Source organism: Bartonella sp. AP331QHHD, from assembly GCF_042195905.1.
Lineage (GTDB): Bacteria > Pseudomonadota > Alphaproteobacteria > Rhizobiales > Rhizobiaceae > Bartonella.
The window spans coordinates 1-5,355 of record NZ_JBHIPG010000056.1; the positions used below are offsets into that span (position 1 = coordinate 1).

The 5,355-nt window shown below is 39.7% G+C and carries 10 protein-coding genes; 1 reads left to right on the plus strand and 9 read right to left on the minus strand.

Features of this window, described 5'->3' with window-relative positions:
- The first annotated feature begins 359 nt into the window (after positions 1-359).
- Complete coding sequence (locus tag ACFIMS_RS07365) at positions 360-560, plus strand: AlpA family transcriptional regulator (RefSeq protein ID WP_015856172.1); 201 nt, start codon at positions 360-362, stop codon at positions 558-560.
- Between the two features lie 102 nt (positions 561-662).
- Here the strand turns inward: ACFIMS_RS07365 and ACFIMS_RS07370 are convergent, their stop codons facing one another.
- The 9 genes from ACFIMS_RS07370 to ACFIMS_RS07410 all read right to left on the minus strand — a co-directional run.
- Positions 663-1,022: a hypothetical protein gene (locus ACFIMS_RS07370; RefSeq protein WP_208433114.1), complete on the minus strand. Its 360-nt coding sequence runs from the start codon at positions 1,020-1,022 to the stop codon at positions 663-665.
- Positions 1,023-1,199: 177 nt separating this feature from the next.
- On the minus strand, positions 1,200-1,604 hold the full coding sequence (locus tag ACFIMS_RS07375) for a hypothetical protein (protein WP_026500686.1): 405 nt from the start codon (positions 1,602-1,604) through the stop codon (positions 1,200-1,202).
- Between the two features lie 176 nt (positions 1,605-1,780).
- Complete coding sequence (locus ACFIMS_RS07380) at positions 1,781-2,182, minus strand: hypothetical protein (protein ID WP_026500687.1); 402 nt, start codon at positions 2,180-2,182, stop codon at positions 1,781-1,783.
- Between the two features lie 64 nt (positions 2,183-2,246).
- The gene (locus tag ACFIMS_RS07385; RefSeq protein WP_375696548.1) at positions 2,247-2,372 is read right to left on the minus strand and encodes a hypothetical protein; all 126 of its coding nucleotides are present in this window, start codon (positions 2,370-2,372) and stop codon (positions 2,247-2,249) included.
- Positions 2,360-2,773: a hypothetical protein gene (locus ACFIMS_RS07390; protein WP_375696549.1), complete on the minus strand. Its 414-nt coding sequence runs from the start codon at positions 2,771-2,773 to the stop codon at positions 2,360-2,362. Before ACFIMS_RS07390 ends, ACFIMS_RS07385 begins: the two co-directional genes overlap by 13 nt.
- Positions 2,770-3,537 (minus strand): filamentous hemagglutinin, encoded by a 768-nt coding sequence (locus ACFIMS_RS07395; RefSeq protein ID WP_375696550.1) that lies wholly within the window; start codon positions 3,535-3,537, stop codon positions 2,770-2,772. Before ACFIMS_RS07395 ends, ACFIMS_RS07390 begins: the two co-directional genes overlap by 4 nt.
- Positions 3,538-3,951 carry a hypothetical protein gene (locus ACFIMS_RS07400; RefSeq protein WP_375696551.1) on the minus strand — a complete coding sequence of 138 codons (414 nt, stop codon included), beginning with the start codon at positions 3,949-3,951 and terminating at the stop codon, positions 3,538-3,540.
- Positions 3,948-5,000 carry a hypothetical protein gene (locus tag ACFIMS_RS07405; RefSeq protein ID WP_375696552.1) on the minus strand — a complete coding sequence of 351 codons (1,053 nt, stop codon included), beginning with the start codon at positions 4,998-5,000 and terminating at the stop codon, positions 3,948-3,950. The genes ACFIMS_RS07400 and ACFIMS_RS07405 overlap by 4 nt, the downstream gene beginning before the upstream one ends.
- 68 nt (positions 5,001-5,068) lie before the next feature.
- Positions 5,069-5,355, minus strand: a 287-nt coding sequence (locus ACFIMS_RS07410) for a hypothetical protein (protein ID WP_375696553.1), incomplete at its 5' end; no start/stop codon positions are given.

Here is a 5,355-nt window from a genome sequence, read left to right on the forward strand (position 1 = left end):
AACAACCGATGCCCCTTATGAAGTCGCAGAAACTATTCTAAGTCATACAGTAGGCGGTAAAGTAGAGCGTGCCTATCGTCGTACTGATTATCTAGAACAGCGCCGTGTTTATATGGATAAATGGGCGGCTTATGTCACGGGTCAATCTTAAGATATGGGGGAATAACCCCATTATCTGTGGATAACTTTAGCTCTCTTCTCTCTCATTCTTTCTCAATAAGATTCATAAATTATCACATTAGAAATTGTATAATAAAATATTGTTTTCTATGAATAAAACATCTTTCTAAATGAACCAAAATGTGGTTAATAAATGGTTATGATTTGTTGCCATTTTTTGAGAGTGAAAGGATTTTAGTATGACAGAAAATGATATTCTTTTAACTGACCGTGAAAGTGCAAAACTGCTTCATATGAGTGTTTCAACATTCCGGCGTCATGTAACCAATGGCTCTCTCCCAAAACCTTTAAAATTTGGCTTTTTATCCCGTTGGTTACAATCAGATCTTTTGAATGTCATCGAGCAAGCAAAACAGCAACGTTATAACGACGCGGCATAAAAAGAAAACCTTGTCACGTAAGAACGGACAAGGCTTTCTCAAGCTCATCAACCTGGAACTTTATTTGGTGTAAATTCAAAGCTTTCTCTGCTGAAGCAAGACCTAAGGTTTGCATTCAAGTTGTTCTGAATGCTTTTTACAATAAGGGCTATTTAAGCGTCTCTCAACACTTCGCTGAGGCATGACAGCACCAGGACGACATATGGGAAGGTTGTCTGATTTATGATTTTCACACCATTCTTGTATTGTAAAGCTAGGGCGAAAACCTGATTGCGCCATACACATTTCAATACTGGCAAATTGATTTAAATCTAGCGCCACAACCTTATTAAGGTCCGGTACTCCACATTCTAAAAGTATTTTATTTCTCCATAATGCTGGAGAAAGTGAGGGAATTGAGTTAACACATCCAGTGATACTTAACAGAGCTATGCAACTCAATAGTTTTAAGATTTTCTTCATTCTTCCCCTCCTTCAGTGGGTTTCTTTACAATAAAACAGCTCGGAAGCTTGTTGATATTTCCTGTCACCGCTGCTTAAAAAAACGGTGAACAATATTGAGATGATGGATTGAGGGAACAATCGCGCCATTCCAAGTGAAGGCAAGGATAGCGGTTTGTTGATCATCACAAACAGTGCTTAAGGTTGGCATTCTGGTTTATTTTTATATTTTTGGCAATAAGCGCTATTTAAACGCTTCTTGACACTTCGTTTTGGAATGACAGCACCTGGCACACAAATCGGAAGATCTTCGGCATTATAATTTCTACACCGATCTCTCCACTTCCCTCCTAATTTACTATGAAAACCTGCTTGGGTTAGACATGCATAAATAGATGTATTCGCATTTATACTTAACTCTCTATAATCCATCATATAATCATCATGAGGATTCAGCATTCCACATTCTAATAGTGCTTTTTTAATCTCAATCTTATCTTCTCCTAGCTTCTCTAATACATCCACAGCCTGGTAAGGACCTGGAAAACATCCAGCTATAATAAGCAAAGCCAATCCACTCAATAACTTTAAAGTTGCTTTCATTTTTTCTCTCCTTCAATGATTTTTTATGATAAGATTGCTTATAAGCTTGTCGATGTTTTATATTCCTCTGTCCATACCAATTTGAAACATGTTGAGTGCCGATACAATTGGCCCACACACTTATGCAAAAGATAAAAAAACTAAAGATTACTCTTAATCATACCATCATCAAAAAACTACGGTAGACATTCAGGCTTGTTTCTATTTCTTTTACAATGGGGGCTGTTCAGGCGTTTCTTAACACTTCTTTGAGGAATGACAGCACCTGAATGACAAATCGGAAAACGAGCATCAAAAAACTCACACGAACTCAAATATCCGGATTTATATCTAAAACCTGCTTGAACCATGCAAGCTTCAATTAATGCGTTCGCATTTCCGTCTAACTTTCTGTTGTATTCATCACGATTATAAGGTGTTGGCATGCCACATTCTAACAGCGCTTTCCCTATATCAATTGTATTTGCACCAGGCTTATCCCATAATTCCCAAGCTGATAAGGGAACCTCAGCTTTATACTCACATCCAGCTATACTTAACAGAGCTATGCCGCTCAATAATTGCAAGACTTTCTTCATTCTTCCCCTCCTTCAGTGGGTTTCTTTACGATAAAACAGCTCATAAACCTGTTGATATTTCCTGTCACCGTTGTTTAAAACAACGGTGAACAATATTGAAATGGTTGGTTGAGGAAACAATCCCCTCATTCCAAGCAAAGGCACGGAGGGCGGATTGTTGATCATCACTAGCAAGACTTAAGGTTTGCATTCAGGTGCATTTTTATATTTTTTACAATAAGGGCTGTTTAAGCGCTTCTTGACACTGGGCCTCGGGATCACAGCACCTGGACGACAAATGGGCAAGTTTTCGGCTCTAAAAGTATAACACCACCCTCCCGCTCTTGCTACTTCTTCATCTTTATAGCGGAATCCTGATTGAATCATGCAAGCATAAGTTGTTGCTTTTGCATTGATGCTCTGCTTTCTATTTTCTGGAAATACATCATAAGGCGTTGGCATACCACATTTTAATAATGCTTTTCCTATTTCAGTAAAATCTGCTCCTGGCTTCTCCCAAGCAGTCAAGTATCCTGAAGGAGGCTTATTAAACTGACATCCAGCGATACTGAATAGAGTTACAGCACTTAATAATTTTAAGGTTTGTTTCATTTTTTACTCCATGATTTACTTGAAGGAACTTGTTCACGATGAGATGAGCCATAACGCACGTTACACTTATCGCCCGCGTCTCCAAGACAGGTATGGGGATTTATGGGATCTGAGAACATATTCCATGTTTCTTTCCACCAGTTACTACCAGCAGGTATTGTCTCGTAAGTATAGCCATTGCCGCCAATCCATCGGCTTACAAAGTCATATCTATTCCCATCAAAACCAATAGTGGTTTGTTTGCCACCACTCACATAACCTAACAAACCGGATGCCGCCAAAACATTAGCCGCTGGTCCATGGAAACTGATCGTTGTATTGCCTGCTACATCATTTACACCTTCTTGTTTGAAAGAATTCATCATATTAAAGCCTGTCAAACTGCCACGACTATGGGCATCAAAATGCAATCCCGTGTTACCATAGCGAGACATTAGATCTTTTGCTTCTTGTGTTGAATTGGTCAAACCCAAAAAGTTATTTTCCATAAACTTCTGATAACCCGCGACCAGAAGTTCTGAAATAGCAGAATCGGCTTCTGGGAACACAACAAAATAAAGCGGTACATTTTTATTCTCCGCATGTTGCTCTGCATAAACAGCCGCCTCATAGGGTGTTGTAAGAATACCATTGAGGAAAAAATGAACCTTGCCATCAGAACCTTTTTGTAAATTCTGTTGTTCTTCATCCGTTAAATAATGTGCGTGAGGAAACAATCCCGCCATTCCAAGCAAAGGCAAAGATGGCGGATTGTTGATCGTCACTTAAGGCTTGCATTCAGGTTGTACTGGACTTCTTTTACAAAACGGGCTGTTTAAGCGCTTTTCGACACTTCTCTTCGGGATGACAGCACTAGGCTGACAAATGGGCAAGTTTTCGGCTTTATAGTTTTGACACCAAGTTCCTCCCCATTTATCTTTATAGTGAAATCCTGCTTGAATCATACAAGCATAAGTTGTTGCTTTTGCATTGTTGCTTCTCTCTCTATTTTCTGAATCAGGATCGATAAGACTCGGCATTCCACATTCTAATAAGGCTTTTCCTACCTCAGTAGAATCTGCTCCTGTCTTCTCCCACATATTCACGTACCCTGGAGCAGGTTTGTCAATGTTTTCAATGTCACATCCAGCTATACTTAATAAAACTATCCCACTCAATAATTTAAACAGTGTATTCATTTTTTTCTCCATAAATAACCTAAACCTAAATTATCCAAAATTGCATGAGGTGCATAAATTTTTGTATTATCATTATGATGTGTTCCATAATCACGTTCACACGCATCACCCGCATTACCATAACACCTATGGGTACTAGATTTAAAGCCGCGTAACGCTCGCATTTGCTCTATCATTGGAGTTGCTGGTGGAAATATTGCATAAGGGAACCTTAAGGGTGCCTTATAAAAAGTAGGTAGATTGTGACCAATTCCTGTACCAATGGGATCGAATATATGGTTTTGTAAATAAATATGATCTTTTTTACCATCACTCACATAATAGAGTGCATTCGCTATTGATTGAGAGTTATCAGCTGGTCCAAAAAGATAGATATCTGTTTTTTCTGCTATACCGTGAATGCCATGCTGTTCAAAGTCACGCATTCCATTGCCCACTGTCAAGGTACCACGGCTATGCGCACTAACAATCGCCCCTGTATTGCCATAACGATAGATAAAATCTTGTAACTTCTTGGTCGAATTACTCCATCTCCCAAAATATTCATAAATCGCTACTCCGTACTCTACGAGCCTGTCTTTAGCTTGTGGGTGGTATGTAAAATAAAGGGGTTCATGTTCATTATCAGCTAAGTGGACAGCATTACCGGCTGCTTCATCTGGTGTGTTAAAAATACCATTATAGAACATACGCCTGTTGCCATCAGAGCCAGCTTGTAAATGCTGCTCATCTTCAGCATTTAAAAAGTGATACAGAGTAATATATTCTCCATCGCTGTCTTTTATAGGTTTTCCATTTTCATCGGTTAAATAGAGGACATTGCCATTTTCATCATGCAAAATCTCACCTACTGGATGTTCTTTAACATTTGCGACTTCGCGCACTTTGTCCCAGTATCCCAATCCTTCATCCGATAAATCATTGATCATATCTACGCGATTATGCACTGCTCCCTCAAGCGGTGCGACATCTAGCTGTCCTACAGCTTGGTGGGCTGCTGCGGTGTTGCGGTTGAGAGAGCCAATGATTTGTCCAGCATCTTGCCCCATCGCCCTCTGTCCAGTTGTATCAGTAAGGATGATAGTCCCATCGCTGATAGCAGATTTGGTTTCCCCTTCTACTCCATCATGCGCTTTTTAGAGGCTTCAGCATTACGCTTTTTAGAGGCTACATCATTGTGCTTTTTAGGGGCTTCAGCATTACGCTTTTTAGGAGCTTCAGCATTACGCTTTTTAGGAGCTTCAGCATTACGCTTTTTAGGAGCTTCAGCATTACGCTTTTTAGGGGCTTCAGCATTACGCTTTTTAGGGGCTTCAGCATTACGCTTTTTAGGGGCTACATCATTGCGCTTTTTAGGGGCTACATCATTGCGCTTTTTAGGGGCTACATCATTGTGCTTTTTAG